This is a genomic window from Rhodoferax sp. WC2427 (genome assembly GCF_040822085.1).
Taxonomy (GTDB): Bacteria; Pseudomonadota; Gammaproteobacteria; order Burkholderiales; family Burkholderiaceae_C; genus Rhodoferax_B.
This window is the reverse complement of record NZ_CP162006.1, coordinates 2,534,789-2,551,658: the sequence shown is the minus strand read 5'-3', so window position 1 is coordinate 2,551,658 and position 16,870 is coordinate 2,534,789. Positions and strand designations below refer to the sequence as shown.

Annotated in this window: 20 protein-coding genes; 10 read left to right on the top strand and 10 right to left on the bottom strand. The window is 64.9% G+C overall.

The features are described from left to right. From mltG to AB3G31_RS11970, 6 genes are read left to right on the top strand one after another with little or no spacing between them, the layout of a single operon-like run. Nucleotides 1–963 (top strand): endolytic transglycosylase MltG, encoded by a 963-nt coding sequence (gene mltG / locus AB3G31_RS11995; RefSeq protein WP_367846316.1) that lies wholly within the window; start codon nt 1–3, stop codon nt 961–963. Next, nucleotides 960–1,613 (top strand): dTMP kinase, encoded by a 654-nt coding sequence (gene tmk, locus AB3G31_RS11990; RefSeq protein ID WP_367846315.1) that lies wholly within the window; start codon nt 960–962, stop codon nt 1,611–1,613. The genes mltG and tmk overlap by 4 nt, the downstream gene beginning before the upstream one ends. Further along, nucleotides 1,610–2,611, top strand: a complete 1,002-nt coding sequence (locus AB3G31_RS11985; protein ID WP_367846314.1) for a DNA polymerase III subunit delta' — start codon at nt 1,610–1,612, stop codon at nt 2,609–2,611. Before tmk ends, AB3G31_RS11985 begins: the two co-directional genes overlap by 4 nt. Then, nucleotides 2,608–2,967, top strand: a complete 360-nt coding sequence (locus AB3G31_RS11980; RefSeq protein ID WP_367846313.1) for a PilZ domain-containing protein — start codon at nt 2,608–2,610, stop codon at nt 2,965–2,967. Before AB3G31_RS11985 ends, AB3G31_RS11980 begins: the two co-directional genes overlap by 4 nt. A 38-nt stretch (nt 2,968–3,005) precedes the next feature. Continuing rightward, a complete protein-coding gene (locus AB3G31_RS11975) occupies nt 3,006–3,800 on the top strand; it encodes a TatD family hydrolase (protein WP_367846312.1) in 795 nt (264 codons plus the stop codon). Nucleotides 3,801–3,838: 38 nt separating this feature from the next. Continuing rightward, nucleotides 3,839–4,456, top strand: coding sequence for an ankyrin repeat domain-containing protein (locus AB3G31_RS11970; RefSeq protein WP_367846311.1), 618 nt, complete (start codon nt 3,839–3,841; stop codon nt 4,454–4,456). Here AB3G31_RS11970 and AB3G31_RS11965 read toward each other — a convergent pair whose 3' ends face one another. Both AB3G31_RS11965 and AB3G31_RS11960 read right to left on the bottom strand, forming a co-directional pair. Beyond that, a complete protein-coding gene (locus AB3G31_RS11965; protein WP_367846310.1) occupies nt 4,457–5,149 on the bottom strand; it encodes a heavy-metal-associated domain-containing protein in 693 nt (230 codons plus the stop codon). It lies immediately after the preceding gene. A gap of 15 nt (nt 5,150–5,164) precedes the next feature. Next, nucleotides 5,165–7,471: a heavy metal translocating P-type ATPase gene (locus AB3G31_RS11960; protein WP_367850335.1), complete on the bottom strand. Its 2,307-nt coding sequence runs from the start codon at nt 7,469–7,471 to the stop codon at nt 5,165–5,167. A 61-nt stretch (nt 7,472–7,532) separates the two neighbouring features. On the opposite strand from AB3G31_RS11960, the gene AB3G31_RS11955 reads away from it, so the two are divergent. Continuing rightward, a complete protein-coding gene (locus tag AB3G31_RS11955; protein ID WP_367846309.1) occupies nt 7,533–7,946 on the top strand; it encodes a MerR family transcriptional regulator in 414 nt (137 codons plus the stop codon). Here the strand turns inward: AB3G31_RS11955 and AB3G31_RS11950 are convergent. The 7 genes from AB3G31_RS11950 to smpB form a co-directional block, all read right to left on the bottom strand. Beyond that, nucleotides 7,943–8,242 carry a copper-binding protein gene (locus tag AB3G31_RS11950; RefSeq protein WP_367846308.1) on the bottom strand — a complete coding sequence of 100 codons (300 nt, stop codon included), beginning with the start codon at nt 8,240–8,242 and terminating at the stop codon, nt 7,943–7,945. The two genes, AB3G31_RS11955 and AB3G31_RS11950, sit on opposite strands and share 4 nt — an antisense overlap. 15 nt (nt 8,243–8,257) lie before the next feature. Next, nucleotides 8,258–8,752 (bottom strand): plastocyanin/azurin family copper-binding protein, encoded by a 495-nt coding sequence (locus AB3G31_RS11945; protein ID WP_367846307.1) that lies wholly within the window; start codon nt 8,750–8,752, stop codon nt 8,258–8,260. 110 nt (nt 8,753–8,862) lie between these two features. Further along, on the bottom strand, nt 8,863–10,239 hold the full coding sequence (locus AB3G31_RS11940) for a multicopper oxidase family protein (protein WP_367846306.1): 1,377 nt from the start codon (nt 10,237–10,239) through the stop codon (nt 8,863–8,865). Nucleotide 10,240: 1 nt separating this feature from the next. Next, complete coding sequence (locus AB3G31_RS11935) at nt 10,241–11,128, bottom strand: hypothetical protein (RefSeq protein ID WP_367846305.1); 888 nt, start codon at nt 11,126–11,128, stop codon at nt 10,241–10,243. 80 nt (nt 11,129–11,208) lie between these two features. Next, nucleotides 11,209–11,598, bottom strand: coding sequence for a hypothetical protein (locus tag AB3G31_RS11930; protein WP_367846304.1), 390 nt, complete (start codon nt 11,596–11,598; stop codon nt 11,209–11,211). A gap of 36 nt (nt 11,599–11,634) precedes the next feature. After that, nucleotides 11,635–13,227, bottom strand: coding sequence for a methyl-accepting chemotaxis protein (locus AB3G31_RS11925; RefSeq protein ID WP_367846303.1), 1,593 nt, complete (start codon nt 13,225–13,227; stop codon nt 11,635–11,637). Nucleotides 13,228–13,373: 146 nt separating this feature from the next. Continuing rightward, nucleotides 13,374–13,847, bottom strand: coding sequence for an SsrA-binding protein SmpB (smpB, locus tag AB3G31_RS11920; protein WP_295958181.1), 474 nt, complete (start codon nt 13,845–13,847; stop codon nt 13,374–13,376). Nucleotides 13,848–13,963: 116 nt separating this feature from the next. Between smpB and AB3G31_RS11915 the strand changes: the two genes are divergently transcribed. Then, nucleotides 13,964–14,413, top strand: coding sequence for a type II toxin-antitoxin system RatA family toxin (locus AB3G31_RS11915; RefSeq protein WP_367846302.1), 450 nt, complete (start codon nt 13,964–13,966; stop codon nt 14,411–14,413). Further along, complete coding sequence (locus AB3G31_RS11910) at nt 14,406–14,750, top strand: RnfH family protein (RefSeq protein WP_367846301.1); 345 nt, start codon at nt 14,406–14,408, stop codon at nt 14,748–14,750. The genes AB3G31_RS11915 and AB3G31_RS11910 overlap by 8 nt, the downstream gene beginning before the upstream one ends. A 9-nt stretch (nt 14,751–14,759) precedes the next feature. On the opposite strand, the gene AB3G31_RS11905 is transcribed toward AB3G31_RS11910, so the two are convergent. After that, nucleotides 14,760–15,248 carry a DUF4124 domain-containing protein gene (locus tag AB3G31_RS11905; RefSeq protein WP_367846300.1) on the bottom strand — a complete coding sequence of 163 codons (489 nt, stop codon included), beginning with the start codon at nt 15,246–15,248 and terminating at the stop codon, nt 14,760–14,762. Between the two features lie 129 nt (nt 15,249–15,377). Here AB3G31_RS11905 and guaB point away from each other — a divergent pair, with 129 nt between their 5' ends. Next, nucleotides 15,378–16,847, top strand: coding sequence for an IMP dehydrogenase (guaB, locus tag AB3G31_RS11900; protein WP_367846299.1), 1,470 nt, complete (start codon nt 15,378–15,380; stop codon nt 16,845–16,847). Nucleotides 16,848–16,870 lie beyond the last annotated feature (23 nt).

The following is a 16,870-nucleotide window of genomic DNA, read 5'->3' as shown; positions in this document are numbered from 1 at the left end:
TTGCTCTTGGTAGCGGGTGTGGGCGGCGGCGCAGCATGGTGGTGGTTACACCAGCCGCTGGCCCTGGCCGCGCCGTCGCTGGATTTGGCTATCGAGTCCGGCACCGGCGCGCGCGGCGTGGCGCAGGCGGCGGTGGACGCAGGGGTGCAGACCTCGCCAGTGCTGCTCTACGCCTGGTTCCGCGCTTCGGGCAACGGCCGCCAGATCAAGGCGGGCAGCTATGAGATCACCGCCGGTGCCACGCCCATCAGCCTGCTGGACAAGCTGGTGCGCGGCGACGAGGCGCTGCGGGCCGTGACGCTGGTGGAGGGCTGGAACTTCACCCAGGTTCGTGCCGCGCTATCCAAAGCAGAGCAGCTCAAGCCCGACAGTCAAGCGCTGGGCAATGATTCCATCATGGCCGCGCTGGGCCGCCCGGGTGTCCATCCCGAGGGCCGCTTCTTCCCCGACACCTATACCTATTCCAAAGGCAGCAGCGACCTTGCGGTGCTCAAGCGGGCCATGCACGCCATGGACAAACATCTGGCCGCTGCCTGGGATTTGCGCCAGCCCACCACACAGGCCAAAACGCCCGAGCAGGCCCTGACCCTGGCCAGCATCATCGAAAAGGAAACCGGCCAGTCGGGCGACCGCAGCCTGGTGGCGGGTGTGTTCAACAACCGGTTGCGCATCGGCATGCCGTTGCAGACCGACCCGACCGTGATCTACGGCCTGGGCGCCGACTTTGACGGCAATCTGCGCAAGCGCGATCTGCTGAACGACACGCCCTACAACACCTACCTGCGCCGGGGCCTGCCACCCACGCCTATCGCCATGCCCGGCAAGCAATCGCTCCTGGCCGCCGTGCAGCCCGCCAGCACCACCGCCCTGTACTTTGTGGCGCGCGGCGACGGCAGCAGCCAGTTCAGCAGCAGCCTGGACGAGCACAACACGGCCGTCAACAAGTTCCAACGCAAAAAATGAACCCACCCGGCATCTTTATCAGTTTTGAAGGCATCGATGGCGCGGGCAAATCCAGCCACATCGCTGCCGTGGCCGATGCCTTCCGGGCCCAGGGCCGGGTGGTCACGCTGACCCGCGAACCTGGCGGCACGCCACTGGCCGAGAAGCTGCGGGCCCTGGTGCTCAACGACGCCATGGACCCGCTGACCGAGGCCTTGCTGGTCTTCGCCGCCCGGCGCGACCATCTGCAGCAGGTGATCGAACCGGCCCTGGCGCGGGGCGAAGTGCTGGTCTGCGACCGCTTCACCGATGCCACCTTCGCCTACCAGGGCGGTGGGCGCGGCTTCGATTGGGGCGTGCTATCTAATTTAGAGCTGTTTGTGCAGGCAGTACCAGCGCTGGGGGCCGATTTCATTCGCAACCCTGACCTCACGCTGTGGTTCGATCTGCCGCCCGTTGTCGCCGCCGAGCGGCTGGCTGGGGCCCGCGTGCCCGACCGTTTTGAATCCCAACCCGCCGCTTTCTTTGCCCGTGTGGCCCAGGGCTACGCCCAGCGTGCCGCCCAGGCTCCGCAGCGGATTGCGCGCATCGACGCGGATGGGGAACGCGACGCGGTGTGGCAGCAGATCCATGCCGTACTGGTGCAACGCGGCTGGTTGGGCAGCCTATGAGCAACCCTGTCTTGCCCCCCTGGGTGGCACAGCAACGCGACAGCCTGCTGGCCCAGCGCGGCCACGCCTGGCTGCTGCAAGGCCCCAGCGGCCTGGGCCAGTACACGCTGGCCATGGAGCTGGTGCGTGCCTGGCTGTGCGACGTGCCCACCGCCCAGGGTGCCTGCGGCCAGTGCGCCAGCTGCCACGCCATTGAGGTGCACGCCCACGCCGACCTGTGCCTGCTGATGCCCGAGGCCATGATGGTTGAGCGGGGCTGGCCGCTGAGCGAAAAGGCCCAGTCCGACATTGACGACAAAAAGCGCAAGGCCAGCAAGGAAATCCGCGTGGATGCCATGCGCGATGCCGTTGAGTTTGCGCAGCGCACCAGCGGCCGGGGCCGGGGCAAGGCGGTGCTGGTGTACCCGGCCGAGCGCATGAACCACATTACGGCCAACGCCCTGCTCAAAACCCTGGAAGAGCCGCCGGGCGACGTGAAGTTTGTGCTGGCCACCGGAGCCGCCCACCAGCTGCTTCCCACCATCCGCAGCCGCTGCATGGGGCACAACATGGTCTGGCCCGAAAAAGACGTGTCCACCGCCTGGCTGCAGGCCGAGGGCGTGCCCGCGGCCGATGCCGGCGTGCTGCTGGCCGCTGCCGGGAGCCGCCCGGAAGACGCCCTGCAATGGGCCCGCGCCGGGCGCACCGCGCACAGCTGGTCGGCCATTCCCCGCGCCGTGGGGCAGGGGTTGTTGACCGTGTTTGCCGACTGGGCTCCGGCCCAGGTGGTCGATGCCCTGCAAAAGCTTTGCCACGACCTGCTGCTGGCCCGCGTGGGGGCCGCACCGCGGTTTTTTGCGGCCAGCGACCTGCCAGCTTCCCCCTCGGTGGCAGCCCTGACCCAGTGGTCCAAAGACCTGAATGCCACCGCCCGCGTGGTCGAGCACCCCTTCAATGCGGGGCTGCTGCTGGAATCGCTGGTGGGCCGGGCCCAAAACGTCCTAAACTCGCGGCCATGAGCAGCAACCATTCCTCGCCCCGCCCCAGCGTCATCCAACTGGCCATCAAGGAAAAAGGCGCGCTGCACGCGGCCTACATTCCGATGTTCACCGAGGGCGGCCTGTTCATCGCCACTGCCCGTGACTACCAGCTGGGCGACGATGTGTATGTGCTGCTCTCGTTGCCGGACGACCCGCAGCGCTACCCCATCGCCGGGCGTGTGGCCTGGGTCACGCCTGCGCGTGCCGCAGGCAACCGCACCCAGGGCGTGGGCATCCAGTTTCCCAAAGAGGAAAAGGCCCGCGTGCTGAAGATCAAGATTGAAGAGATTCTCGGGCCGCACCTGGCATCCGACCGCCCCACGCAAACGATTTAGCCTTTCTGCGCGCTGCGGCGCGCGGCCATGTTTACCCGATGTTCACTGATTCCCACTGCCATCTCAGCATGCCCAATCTGGTCGTGCAGCTCCCCGCCATCCGTGCCGCCATGGCCGAGGCGCAGGTCACCCGCGCCCTGTGCATCTGCACCACGCTGGAGGAATTTGCCGACGTGCATGCCCTGGCCACGGCGTATGACAACTTCTGGGCCACCGTGGGTGTGCACCCCGACAACGACGATGTGCAAGAGCCCACGCTGGAAGATTTGCTGCAGCGCTCGGCCTTGCCCCGCGTGGTGGCGATTGGCGAAACCGGGCTGGACTACTACCGCCTGGGCGAGCGCAACGTGGCCGACATGGAATGGCAGCGCACACGCTTTCGCACCCACATCCGCGCCGCCCGCCAGGTGGCCAAGCCGCTGGTGATCCACACCCGCAGTGCCTCCGACGACACCATTGCCATCCTGCGCGAGGAGGGCGAGGACGGCTCCGCGGGCAGCGCGGGCGGCGTGTTCCACTGCTTCACCGAAACCCAGGCCGTGGCCCGTGCCGCGCTGGACCTGGGTTTCTACATTTCCTTCTCGGGCATCCTGACCTTCAAGACCGCCCAGGACATCCGCGACGTGGCCGCCTTTGTGCCCATGGACCGCCTGCTGATCGAGACCGACAGCCCCTACCTGGCGCCCATGCCATTCCGCGGCAAGACCAACACGCCTGCCTACGTGCCCTACGTGGCCAAGCAGGTGGCGGACATCAAGAAGCTGTCGGTGGAAGAGGTGGCGCACACCACCAGCGCGAACTTCGACCGCCTGTTCCGCGGAGTTCTGTCGTGATAAAGCACTTCAAGAAAGTTGCCTATCTTGTTGTTCTAATGGGGTTTAATGTTGCTCAGGCAGGTTCGTTCGACGACTTCTTTACCGCCATCCAGCGCGACAATGCGGGCGAGATCCAGACCTTGCTGCGGCGTGGCTTTGACGGCAACACCACCGATGCACAGGGCCGCTCAGGCCTGTACCTGGCGCTGAAAGGCGAGAATTTCAAAGCCGCCAACGCCTTGCTGGCCTGGCCCAAGATCAAGACCGAAACCCGCACCGCCCAGGACGAAAGCCCGCTGATGATCGCCGCGCTGGAAGGCGAGCTGGACATCTGCACCCAGCTCATCGCCAAGGGCGCCGATGTCAACAAGACCGGCTGGGCCCCGCTGCACTACGCTGCCACCCGGGGCCACCTGGCGGTGATACGCCTGCTGCTGGAGAACTTTGCCTACATCGACGCGGCCTCGCCCAACGGCAGCACGCCACTGATGATGGCCGCCCAATACGGCACCGACGAGGCCGTCCGGCTGCTGCTGGACGAAGGTGCCGACCCGCTGCTGAAAAACCAGAAGAACCTCACCGCCATCGACTTCGCCCAGAACGCCAACCGCCCGGCCACGGTGGAAATGGTCTCCGCCGCCGTGCGGGCGCGCAAGCCTAAAGGGACCTGGTAGCTAAATTGCCAACGCCATGGCGGCCATCAGCACCATGCCCACATCTTCGATGATGGTCACGGTGGACATGGGCAGCTGGAACACCGTGCCCAGGCAGGCACAGCGGATGCTGCGCTTGTCCAGCACCGCGCCAATCACGCCAATGGCCGAAAAGCCCATCACCACCAGCGTCACCGCGTTGGTCAGCACCGGCTGGACGTGGGCCAGATAGGCCATGCCCAGCGCCAGCTCCACAAACGGGTAGATAAAGCCCCACGGCCGCCAGCGCCGCGCCAGCAGGTCGTAGCCCGCATACGCGTCGGCAAACGCGGCCACGTCCAGCAGCTTGAAGAACGAAAACACCAAAAAGAACCCGGCCATGAAGTAGTGCATGGTGCCCATGGCGCTGACCTGCGCGCCCTGCACCAGCAGGCTGGCCCCCAGGATGTAGGCCACGATCAGCAGCAGCGGGCGGTAGGTAGCGAACCAGCCCGGGGCCGCAGCAGGCGGCGATTCGACCACGGCGGGTGCGACCAGGCTGTAGTGGCTGCCCGCCAGCGCGGCTTGCAGGGTGGCAAGGTCGGCAGGGCCCGGCACCGTGGCCTGGGGCGGCTTCAGCTGCACTTGCACGCCGGGGGCGACGGCTTCCAGTTTGGCCTGCACGCGCTTGACGCAGCCGCCGCAGGTCATGCCGGTAATTTCAAAGGTGCTCATGGTCTTCATCGTCTTTCAGTGGGTGTCGGTTTTAAGTTGCGCGTGGCGCAGGCGCAGGGCATTGGTGATGACCGAGGCCGAGCTCAGGCTCATGGCCAGGGCCGCCACCATGGGCGACAGCAGCCAGCCGGTCCAGGGAAACAGCACGCCCGCAGCCAGCGGCACGCCCAGCGCGTTGTAGACAAAGGCAAAGCCCAGGTTCTGCCGCATATTGGCCATGGTGGCCTGGGACAGGGCCCGCGCCGTGGCAATGCCGCGCAAATCGCCCTTCACCAAGGTCACCTGCGCGCTGTGCATCGCCACATCGGTGCCGGTGCCCATGGCGATGCCCACGTCGGCCTGGGCCAGCGCCGGGGCATCGTTGATGCCGTCGCCCGCCATCGCCACCTTGCGGCCTTCTTTTTGCAAGCGCACCACCAGGGCCAGCTTGTCGGCGGGCTTCACTTCGCCAAACACCTCGGTGATGCCGAGTCTTTGCGCGACAGCTTGCGCGGTGCCCAGGCCGTCGCCGGTGGCCATCACGATGCGGATGCCCGCGGCCGTCAATGCAGCCAGGGCTTCGGCGGTGCTGGCTTTGATGGGGTCGGCCACGGCCAGCAGCCCGGCCAGGCGGCCCGCCGCCGCCAGGTACACCACGCTGGCCCCGTCGCGGCGCAGGGTGTCGGCCTGGGCCGCCAGTGCGGCCACCGACAGGCCCATTTGCTGCATCAAAGTAGCGTTGCCCAAGGCCAGCGCCTGGCCTTCCACGTTGCCCTGCACGCCGATGCCGCTGGCCGACGCAAAGTCGGTCACGGCAGCCAGCGCCAGCCCCTGGCTGCGGGCGGCCCGCACGATGGCATCGGCCAGCGGGTGTTCGCTGCCCTGGTCCAGGCTGGCGGCCAGGCGCAGCACGCCGTCGGCATCGAAGCCGGGCAGCGGCAGCGCGCTGTGGAACACCGGCTTGCCCTCGGTGAGCGTGCCGGTTTTGTCGACGATCAGGGTGTCGATCTGGCGAAAGTGCTCGATGGCGGCGGCGTCGCGGAACAGCACACCCTGGGTAGCACCGCGCCCGGTGGCCACCATGATGGACATGGGCGTGGCCAGCCCCAGCGCACAAGGGCAGGCGATGATGAGCACCGCCACCGCGTTGATCAGCCCGTAGCTCCAGCTGGGCGCAGGGCCGAAAAGTCCCCAGGCAAAAAGGGTCAGCACGGCGATGGACACCACGCCAAACACAAAGTAGCCCGCCACCGTGTCGGCCATGCGCTGCATGGGCGCTTTGGAGCGCTGTGCCTGGGCCACCATTTGCACGATCTGCGCCAGCAGGGTGCCGGAGCCCACCCGCTCGGCCCGCATGGTCAGCGCACCGCTGGTGTTGAGGGTGGCGCCGATCAGCTTGTCGCCACTGCGCTTGCTCACCGGCATGGGCTCGCCGGTGAGCATGGACTCGTCTACCGCGCTGCTGCCGTCCAGGACCACACCGTCTACCGGCACTTTCTCGCCGGGGCGCACGCGCAGGCGGTCGCCGATGTGCACGTGGGTCAATGGAATGTCGGCCTCGCTGCCGTCGTCGGCGATGCGGCGGGCGGTCTTGGGCGCCAGGCCCAGCAGCGACCGGATGGCCGCCGAGGTTTGCGAGCGGGCCTTGAGCTCCAGCAACTGGCCCAGCAGCGTGAGCGAGATGATGACCGCCGCCGCCTCGAAGTACACCGCCACCCGGCCCATGGATAGGAACGATGCCGGAAACACCTGTGGTGCCAGCGTGGCCACCAGGCTGTAGACAAAGGCCGAGCCCGTGCCCAGGCTGATCAGGGTCCACATGTTTGGGCTGCGGTGGCGCAGCGATTGCCAGCCGCGCACAAAAAACGGCGCGCCCGCCCACAGCACCACCGGCAGGCTCAAGGCCAGCTCGATCCAGCTTTGCACCTGCATGTCAAACCATTGCAGGCGGTGCCCCAGCATGGCCAGCACCATCACCGTAATGCTCAGCGGCAGGGTCCACCAGAAGCGGCGGCGAAAGTCCACCAGCTCGGGGTTTTCGGCCTCGTCCAGGCTGGGCAGCTCCGGCTCCAGCGCCATGCCGCAGTGCGGGCAACTGCCCGGGTGGTCTTGCCGCACCTCGGGGTGCATGGGGCAGGTGTAGATGGCCCCGGCCACCGGTGGGGCCGGGCTGGGCTCTGCCGGGGCGAGGTATTTCTGCGGGTTGGCCGCAAACTTGGTCTTGCAGCCTGCACTACAAAAGTAATAGCTATGACCCAAATGGGTGTGGGCGTGGGCGGACTTTTCGGTCACAGTCATGCCGCAGACGGGGTCTTTCATGGCGGGGTCCTTTACGAATGCAATACACCGAGCATAAACTCCGTAGTCGACCCCAGAGTCAAGCGTTTTTACAAAGGTTTTTTTTATGCCTACTGCACGCAGCACCAGCCTGACCATCGGCAAGCTGGCCCAAGCCGCCGGAGTCGGCGTGGAAACCATCCGCTACTACCAGCAGCGCGGCCTGCTGCCGGTACCCGAGGCCCGCGGCGCCTACCGGTACTACCCGGTGGCGCTGGGCCAGCGCATCCGCTTCATCAAGCGCGCGCAAGAGCTGGGCTTTTCGCTGGGCGAGGTGGCCGAGCTGCTGTCGCTGGAGGACGGTCTGGACCGCCCGTCGATCCGCCAGATCGCCAGCCAGCGGCTGGAAGAGATCCGCACCCGGCTGGCCGACCTGCAGCGCATGCAGCAGGCGCTGTCGCATCTGATCGACAGCTGCGAACACACGGGCAAGGAGCTGCCGTGCCCGATCATCGAGACGCTGGCAGCGGATGTGCACTAGGGCGCGGGTAGCAGATCGGTGACGACCAGCGCGCCGTTGATCTGCTCGGCGGTGAACTTCACCTTGTCTCCGGCTTTGACTTTCTCCAGCAGAGCCGGGCTTTTGACCTGGAACACCATGCTCATGGGCGGCATGTCCAGGTTCTTGATTTCGCCGTGTTTCAGGGTGATTTTCTGGGCCGACAGGTCGACTTTGCGGACTTCGCCGTCGGTGTAGGGCAGGGTGGCCTGGGCCAGGGCGGCTGTGCCAATGGCGGCGATGGCGAGGGCTGTGAGAGCGGTGGTGATGGTGCGCATGGTGGTTCCTGGGGTTTATTGGGCCGCGACGGTGATCTTGCCGCGCATGCCGGCCTGGTAATGCCCGGCGATCAGGCAGGCATAGTCAAAGCTGCCGGCCTGGTTGAAGTTCCAGACGATCTCGCTGGTTTTGCCTGCGCCCACGTGGGCCATGTAGGGCTCGTCGTGCTCCATGGTGGGAAACTGGAGCATCAGCGCGGCGTGCGCGTCCAGGTCCTGGGGGGTGCCGATGACCATTTCGTGCAGCATGCCGCCGCCGTTTTGGATGACGAAGCGGATGGTTTCGCCTTGCTTGACCGTGATCTGGCTGGGGTCGAAGCGCATGGCATCGGTCATGGTGAAGGTGATGGTGCGGTTGACCTTTTTCGGGTTGCCCGCGATGCCCCAGGCTTTTTGTTCCAGTTTGACGGGCCCGCTGGCTTTGGCGTGGGTGGCATCTCCGTGGGCCCAGGCCAGGGCGCTGGTGGTGGCAAGGAGGGCGGCGATCAGGGACAGGGTGGTTTTTTGCATGGTGTTTGTTCAGGGTTCAAGATTTAAAGAAAATCGGGCTCTCGTGCCCATTCCATGGGCGTGAGCAGCTATAAATTTGAGAGTAATAGGCCTCGATGGCCTTAGTGGCCTTAGTGGCCATGGTGTGGGTCAGCGCCCGGCTTGCGCACTTGCAGGGCCTCGGCGGGCACCGCGGCGGCGGGGCGTTCGGGCTCGGTCAGGCTGCCGGTCCATTCAAACGCCCGTGTGCCCGGTGGTTGCGGGTAGGCGCCGGGGTCGCGGTAGTCGCCCGGCTGCTGGTCCCTGCGTACCTTCAGGGTGGTGAACATGCCGCCCATCTCGACCGGGCCATAGGGGCCGGTGCCGGTCATCATGGGCAGGGTCTGGTCGGGGATGGGCATTTGCATCTCGCCCATGTCGGCCATGCCGCGCTCACCCATCAGCATGTAGTCGGGCACCAGTTTCTGGATTTTTTGCACCAGGCCGCGGTGGTCCACGCCGACCATGTTGGGCACGCTGTGGCCCATGGGGTTCATGGTGTGGTGGCTTTTGTGGCAGTGCAGGGCCCAGTCGCCGGGTTCATCGGCCACAAATTCGATCTGCCGCATCTGGCCCACCGCGATGTCGGTGGTGACCTCGGGCCAGCGGGCGCTGATGGGGACCGGGCCGCCGTCGGTGCCGGTGACCACGAATTCGTGCCCATGCAGGTGGATCGGGTGGTTGGTAATGGTGAGGTTGCCCACGCGGATGCGCACCCGGTCGCCCTGGCGCACGTTGAGCGTGTCAATGCCGGGGAAGGCCCGGCTGTTCCAGGTCCACAGGTTCTGGTCCAGCATGGTGTTGGGCCGGGGCGTGGTGCTGCCGGGGCTGATGTCGTAGGCATTGAGCAAAAAGCAGAAGTCGCGCTGGACTTCGGCAATGGCGGGGGTTTTAAGCCTGGGGTGCGTCACCCAGAAGCCCATCATGCCCATGGCCATTTGCACCATTTCATCGGCGTGCGGGTGGTACATGAAGGTGCCGGGGCGGCGCGCCACGAATTCATAGACGAAAGTCTTGCCCACCGGGATCTGTGGCTGCGTGAGCCCGCCCACACCGTCCATGCCATTGGGCAGGCGCTGGCCGTGCCAGTGGATGGTGGTGTGCTCCGGCAGGCGGTTGGTGACGAAGATGCGCACGCGGTCGCCTTCCACCACCTCGATGGTGGGGCCGGGCGACTGGCCGTTGTAGCCCCACAAGGTGGCCTGCATGCCGGGGGCGATTTCGCGCACCACCGGCTCGGCCACCAGGTGGAACTCTTTCACCCCGGCGTTCATCCGCCAGGGGCAGGTCCAGCCGTTGAGGGTGACCACTGGGTTGTAGGGGCGGCCGCTGGGCGGCACCAGCGGCGGGGCGGTGGCGGGGGTGGTGGCGATCACCGGCTCGGGCAGGGCGGCCAGGGCGACTTTGCTGACGCTGGCGGCCGCTACGGCGGAGAGGGCCGCGCCGCCGAAAAAGGTTCTGCGGTCCATATCAATTTCCTTGAAGAGCGGTTTGCAAATCGGCGTCGGCCAGCCAGAAGTCGCGCTGGGCTTCCATAGCGCTGTTGATGCTTTCACTGTGCTGGCGGGTTTCGGCCAGCAGTTCCCACACGCTGGCCAGCATGCCGCTGTAGCGCAGCACCAGCTCATCCAGAATGAACTTGCGCAGCGGCACGATCTCGTCGCGGTAGTGCACGGCCAGATCCAACGCCGTGCGGTAGGCAAAGTAGGCCTCGCGCGCCTCGGACCGGGCCTGGGCGGGCAGCTCGTGCAGATCGGTGGCGCGGGGCAGGTCGGGCAGGCGGTCTGGCAGCGCAAAGCCGGTGGGCCCGCCTTCCGGGCGCACCAGGCGGATGAGCTTTTCGCGGGCGCTGAAGGCGGCGTTGTGCGCGCGGGCAAGTTGCGCCGAGGCATCGGCCAGCAGCAGCTGCTCGCGGGCCTGCTCCATGCGGCTCCAATTGCCCACTTGTGCCATGCGCCGGGCCAGCTCGGCCCCGGCTTCGGCAGCCTGTTGCACGTCGCGCAGGTACACGGCGCTTTGCTGGGCGCCAACGGCCTGGATCCAGGCTTTGCGCACCTCTGCCGCGGGCTGGGTGGGATAGTTTTGGCGGGCAGTGGCGACGGCATCCTCGCGGCCTAAGACGGGGAGGGTGGCGGCCCCGATGGGCACAGAGGGTGGATGGGCCTGCTCCCACTTGAGGACATCCGCATGGCCGCGGGGGAACTGGCCTACGTCGGCGTTGGCGCGTTTCCAGTCCAGCGGCTGGTTTTCCACCCCGGCAGGGGGGTCGGCAAATACCGAGCGGTAAGGCCAGGCGGGACTCTGCGCGCACGCAGCGAAGCACAGCAGCACACTGGCGCTGACAAGAATGGTTTTCAAAATGCTCTCCTGAACGGTGCAAGCGGTATCCGCAATACCGCCGGTTCAGGCAGATTGCAGACGGACTACGGCTAGGGCGTTCAGGAAATCGGTGGTTTCAGCGCAAACGCGGCAGGCGCGCTGGCAAACCGGGCGGGGCCGGTGGTGGGCTGCGCATGGGGCAGCCAGGGGGTGGGTATCGCGAAGAAAGGCGCGGGGGCCGCCACGGTGTGGCACATCTGGCACAGCGGGCAGGTGCCGCAGTGGGAGGTACTGGCATCGGCATCCGAATGCGCCGCTTCCGCAGCGCCGTGGCAGTCGGCCTGCATTTCCATATCAAAAGTGCTGCTTTCGACCGTGTGGTGAGCGTGAGCAGCTACTTTTTGTATAGCAGGCGCATGTTGCGCCAATATGTCCATCGCCATCACCTCGCCCGCCCAGCCGCGCAAGGGCAGCAGGGCAATCATGAGGATGAGGAAAAAGCGGCGCATAGGACGATGATACCGGGCGCGTGGAAAGGTTCCCGCTCAGCGGCGCATGCCCAGTGGCACATTTTGCGGGCCCCCCTGGGCGCCCAGGTTGAACACGGCGACAACCTGCACCAGGTCATGGGCCTGGTTGCGCAGGCTGCTGGCGGCTGCGGCCATTTCCTCGACCAGGGCGGCATTTTGCTGGGTGGCCTGGTCCATTTGGGTCACGGCTTCGCCTATCTGGGCCACGCCCAGCGACTGCTCGTTGCTGGCGGCGCTGATCTCGCCCATGATGTCGGTCACCCGGCGGATGGAGTTGACCACTTCGGTCATGGTTACGCCAGCCTGGTCCACCAGCACGCTGCCCTGTTCAACCCGCTCCACGCTGGCACCGATCAGGCTCTTGATTTCCTTGGCGGCCTGGGCCGAGCGTCCGGCCAGGCTGCGTACTTCGCTGGCCACCACGGCGAATCCGCGGCCTTGTTCGCCCGCACGGGCGGCTTCCACGGCGGCGTTCAGCGCCAGGATGTTGGTTTGGAAGGCAATGCCGTCGATCACCTGGATGATGTCCGAGATCTTGCGCGAGGATTCGTTGATGCCCTTCATGGTTTCGACCACCTGGCCCACGACCTGGCCGCCCTGGACGGCGACGCTGGAGGCGCTCAGGGCCAGCTGGTTGGCCTGGCGGGCGTTGTCGGCGTTTTGCGTGACGGTGGAGCTGAGCTCTTCCATGGAGGCGGCGGTTTGCTCCAGGGCACTGGCCTGGCTTTCGGTGCGGGCGCTCAGGTCGTTGTTGCCTTCGGCAATTTCGGCACTGGCGGTGGAGACGCTTTCCGAGCCGGAACGCACATTCGACACCACCTGCACCAGGCTGGTCTGCATGCTCTGCAGGCTGGACAGGAGTTCGCCAAGTTCGTCGGTGCGCTGGTTGTCAATGCGGGCGCTCAGGTCGCCCGAGGCCACCTGGCGGGCCACCGCGCTGGCCTGGGCCAACGGTCCGGTGATGGAGCCCGACAGCAGCCAGGCGATCACGATGCTCAGTACCAGGCTGGCTCCGCCCAGCAGCAGCATCAGGTTGCGGCTGGTGGTGAAGATGTCCTGGATGCCCTTGGCTTGGCTGTCGATGTCTTGGCGCTCGTAGGCCAGCAGCTCTTCCATCTTGCCCATGTAGCGTTTGGCGGCGGGCGTGAATTGCTGGTCGAGCAAATTGCTGGCTTCGTCTCCCTTGCCTTCTTTTTTGAGCTCCAGAATCTTGTCTCTCACCACGATATAGGCCTTGCGCTCGTCCGATATCTGCTTGAAGAGGGTCATTTCTTGCTCGCTATCCATCAACGCTTCCACCATCTTTTGGAATTCGCTGGACGACTTGGACGAGGCGGCCTGGTCTTCGGCAAAAAAGCCGGTCAATGCGGGGTCGTTGCTCTTGGCAATGGCGCCGGTCCGGCGCACGCCGGTGTGGATGTTGCGGTACCAGTCGCTGACGATGCGCTCGGTTTTGATGGGGCTGGCCACCATGTACTGCGCAGCCTCCTCCACCGCATTCAGCCGTGCGATGCCGACTGCAATGATGGCGATGGAAAGAGCCAGAACGAGGGCAAAACCGAGGCCCAGTCGCTTGGCGACGGAGAGGTTGGAGAGGAAGGATGGCATGGAGTCTCCAAGTTAGATTGCAGCGCAATGTAACTTATTGTGAGCCTCGCAACGCATCAGTATGCGATTTTGTATGTAAATTTGTAGGCAAAATTTGCCGACCGGTAGGTGCTATGGTCCAGTGTGTATGGACTGTGCCCAAACGCCTATCTTTGGCGTGACTTCATGGCGCGTTCCACTTCGCGTTTGCCTTCGCGGTCCTTGATGGTGTCGCGCTTGTCGTGCTCGGCCTTGCCCTTGGCCAGGGCGATCTCGCATTTGATCTTGCCAGCCTTCCAGTGCAGGTTCAACGGCACCAGGGTGTAGCCTTTTTGCTCCACCTTGACGATCATTTTCTTGATCTGCTCCTTGTGCAGCAGCAGCTTCTTGGTGCGGACCTTGTCCGGGCTGATGTGGGTGGAGGCCGAATTCAGCGGGTGGATCTGGCAGCCGATCAGGAACAGCTCGCCCGCGCGCACCACCACGTAGCCGTCGGTGAGCTGCACCTTGCCTTCGCGCAGTGACTTGACCTCCCAGCCTTCCAGCACCAGGCCGCACTCAATGCGCTCCTCGAAGAAGTAGTTGAAAGCGGCCTTTTTGTTGTCGGCAATGCGGGCGGTGGGATCGGGTTTTTTGGCCATTAGGTACTATGAACGTGAGACAACTGTCATGGCTCGGGGTGCTCTGCGCCCGAGTCCATGAAAGTGGAAGAAGAGGGCGGGAGCAGGTTCTACAATCCCGCGCAGCCCTCCATTCTATGAAAAACGTCCACAAGTCCGTCCTCATCTGGTACAGCGCCGAAGAAATGTTCGCCCTGGTCACCCAAGTCGCGCTGTATCCGCAGTTTCTGCCCTGGTGCGACCACGCCGCCGTGCTCAGCGAAGAATCCGACGGCATGACAGCCGAAGTGGGCATTGCGTTTGGCGGCATCCACCAGAAGTTTGTTACCCACAACACCCATGTGGTCAGTGCGGAAGGCCGCCAGGTGCTGATGAAACTCATCAAGGGCCCGTTTTCCAATTTGGACGGCACCTGGGGCTTTACCCCCGTGGGTGACGGCAGCCAGCGGGCCTGCCGGGTCGATCTGCAGCTGAACTACGGCTTTGACAACATCGCGCTGTCGGCGTTGGTGGGCCCGGTGTTCGACCGCATTGCGGGCAGCCTGGTCGATGCCTTTGTGAAGCGCGCCGAGCAGGTCTATGGTTGATACGGCGTTGCACATCACCGTGGTGTGCGCGCTAGCACCGGGTCAGGTGGTCGAAGCGCAGGTGGACGTGTCCCAGGGGGCATGCGTGGCAGACGCCCTGCGGGCCTGCAGCGCGATGCCCAGTTTTGCCGGGGCGGATCTGCTGGCACTGGACTCGGGGGTGTGGGGCGCATTGGCACCGCACACCCAGCTTTTGGCCGATGGTGACCGGTTGGAGCTGTACCGGCCCCTCACCGTTGACCCCAAGGTTGCCCGCCGCACGCGTTTTACCCGCCAGGGCGCCGGCCGCGCCGGCCTGTTCACCAAGAAGCGGGCCGGGGCGAAGGCGGGTTACTGAAGGCTGCGGCTATTTGCAGTCGGCGCTTATTACGTCCTGCAGGCGCTTCAATTCACTGGCCCGGGCGGCATCGTCGAGGATTTCGCGCTCGCCCTTGTCATTGGTGCGGGCAATGCGCACGCCCGAATCGAAATTGGCCTTGGACTGCTTGGCGCGGGTGCAGTTTTCGGCCTGGGCAGCGGCGTTTTTGTCCACTTCGGCCTTGCGTTGGGCTGCTTCGGTGGCTTCGGCCTGCTTTTTCTTTTCTTCCAAAGCCTTGTCCACGCCGCTGACCTTGGGCGCAGAGGCCGCCGAAGCCGGTGCGGCAGGCGCGGGCACTGGCGCAGCTTTGGCCGCGCCACCGGGCTGGCGCAAAATATTTTTTGCCGGAATGTCGGGCGGCGGACCGCGGTCGCTGAATACTTTTCTGCCGCTGTTGTCCATCCACTGCCACTGGGCCAGTGCCCCCAATGACCACGCGCACCCGAGGGCGATAACAAGCAATTTGTGCAGTTTCATGCCCGCAGTTTAGCTGTGGGACGTGCGGATTCGCACGCTTTGGACCGGTCTGCACGCAATTGCGGAGGGCCTGTGACACAAAAGCTGGGTCTCGCGGGCTAGTACAATCCGTCTTTTGGAGCTTTCTATATGCGTCTGCTAGGAAAAGCGCTCACTTTCGACGATGTGTTGTTGGTGCCAGCGTTCTCCCAAGTCCTGCCCAAGGACACGTCTCTTGCGACCCGCCTCTCCCGCAACATCACCCTGAACCTGCCCCTGGTGTCTGCCGCCATGGACACCGTCACCGAAGCCCGTCTGGCCATCGCCATGGCCCAGGAAGGCGGCATGGGTATCGTGCACAAAAACTTCACACCCAAGCAGCAAGCTGCTGAAGTGCTCAAGGTCAAACGCTACGAGTCCGGTGTGCTGCGCGATCCCGTCATCATCACTCCCAGCCACACCGTGCGCCAGGTGATCGATATGTCGGCCCAGCTCGGCATCTCCGGTTTTCCGGTGTGCGACGGCGGCAAGGTGGTCGGTATCGTCACCAGCCGCGACCTGCGCTTTGAAACCCGCTACGACGTGCCCGTCAGCCAGATCATGACCCCGCGCGAAAAGCTGGTCACGGTCATGGAAGGTGCATCGCTGGCCGAGGCCAAGGCGCTGCTGAACAAATCCAAGCTGGAGCGCCTGCTGGTCATCAACGACGCGTTCGAGCTCAAGGGCCTGATCACCGTCAAGGACATCACCAAGCAAACCAGCTTCCCCAACGCCGCGCGCGATGCCCAAGGCCAATTGCGCGTGGGCGCGGCGGTCGGCGTGGGCGAGGGCACCGAAGAACGTGTCGAAGCCCTGGTGCGTGCCGGTGTGGATGCCATCGTGGTGGACACGGCCCATGGCCATAGCAAGGGCGTGATCGACCGCGTGCGCTGGATCAAACAAAACTACCCGCACATTGACGTGATCGGCGGCAACATCGCCACCGGCGCTGCCGCTTTGGCGCTGGCCGAAGCCGGTGCGGATGCGGTCAAGGTCGGCATCGGCCCGGGCAGCATTTGCACCACCCGCATCGTGGCGGGCGTGGGCGTGCCGCAAATCATGGCCATTGACAATGTGGCCACTGCCTTGCTGGGCAGCGGCATTCCCCTGATTGCCGATGGCGGTATCCGCTACAGCGGCGACATTGCCAAGGCCATCGCAGCCGGTGCCAGCACCGTGATGATGGGCGGCATGTTTGCCGGTACCGAAGAAGCACCGGGCGAAGTGGTGCTGTTCCAGGGCCGTAGCTACAAGAGCTACCGGGGCATGGGCAGCATTGGTGCCATGCAGCAAGGCAGTGCCGACCGTTACTTCCAGGAAGTCAGCACCGAGAACCCCAACGCCGACAAGCTGGTGCCCGAAGGCATCGAAGGCCGGGTTCCGTACAAGGGATCCATGGTCTCCATCATTTTCCAAATGGCGGGCGGCATCCGTGCCAGCATGGGCTACTGCGGTTGCGCCACCATCGACGATATGAAAAATAAAGCCGAATTTGTGGAAATTACCTCAGCCGGTATCCGCGAAAGCCATGTACACGACGTGCAAATCACCAAAGAAGCACCTAACTACCGGTCAGAATAGCCTCGGCAGTATTTTTGCTGTTG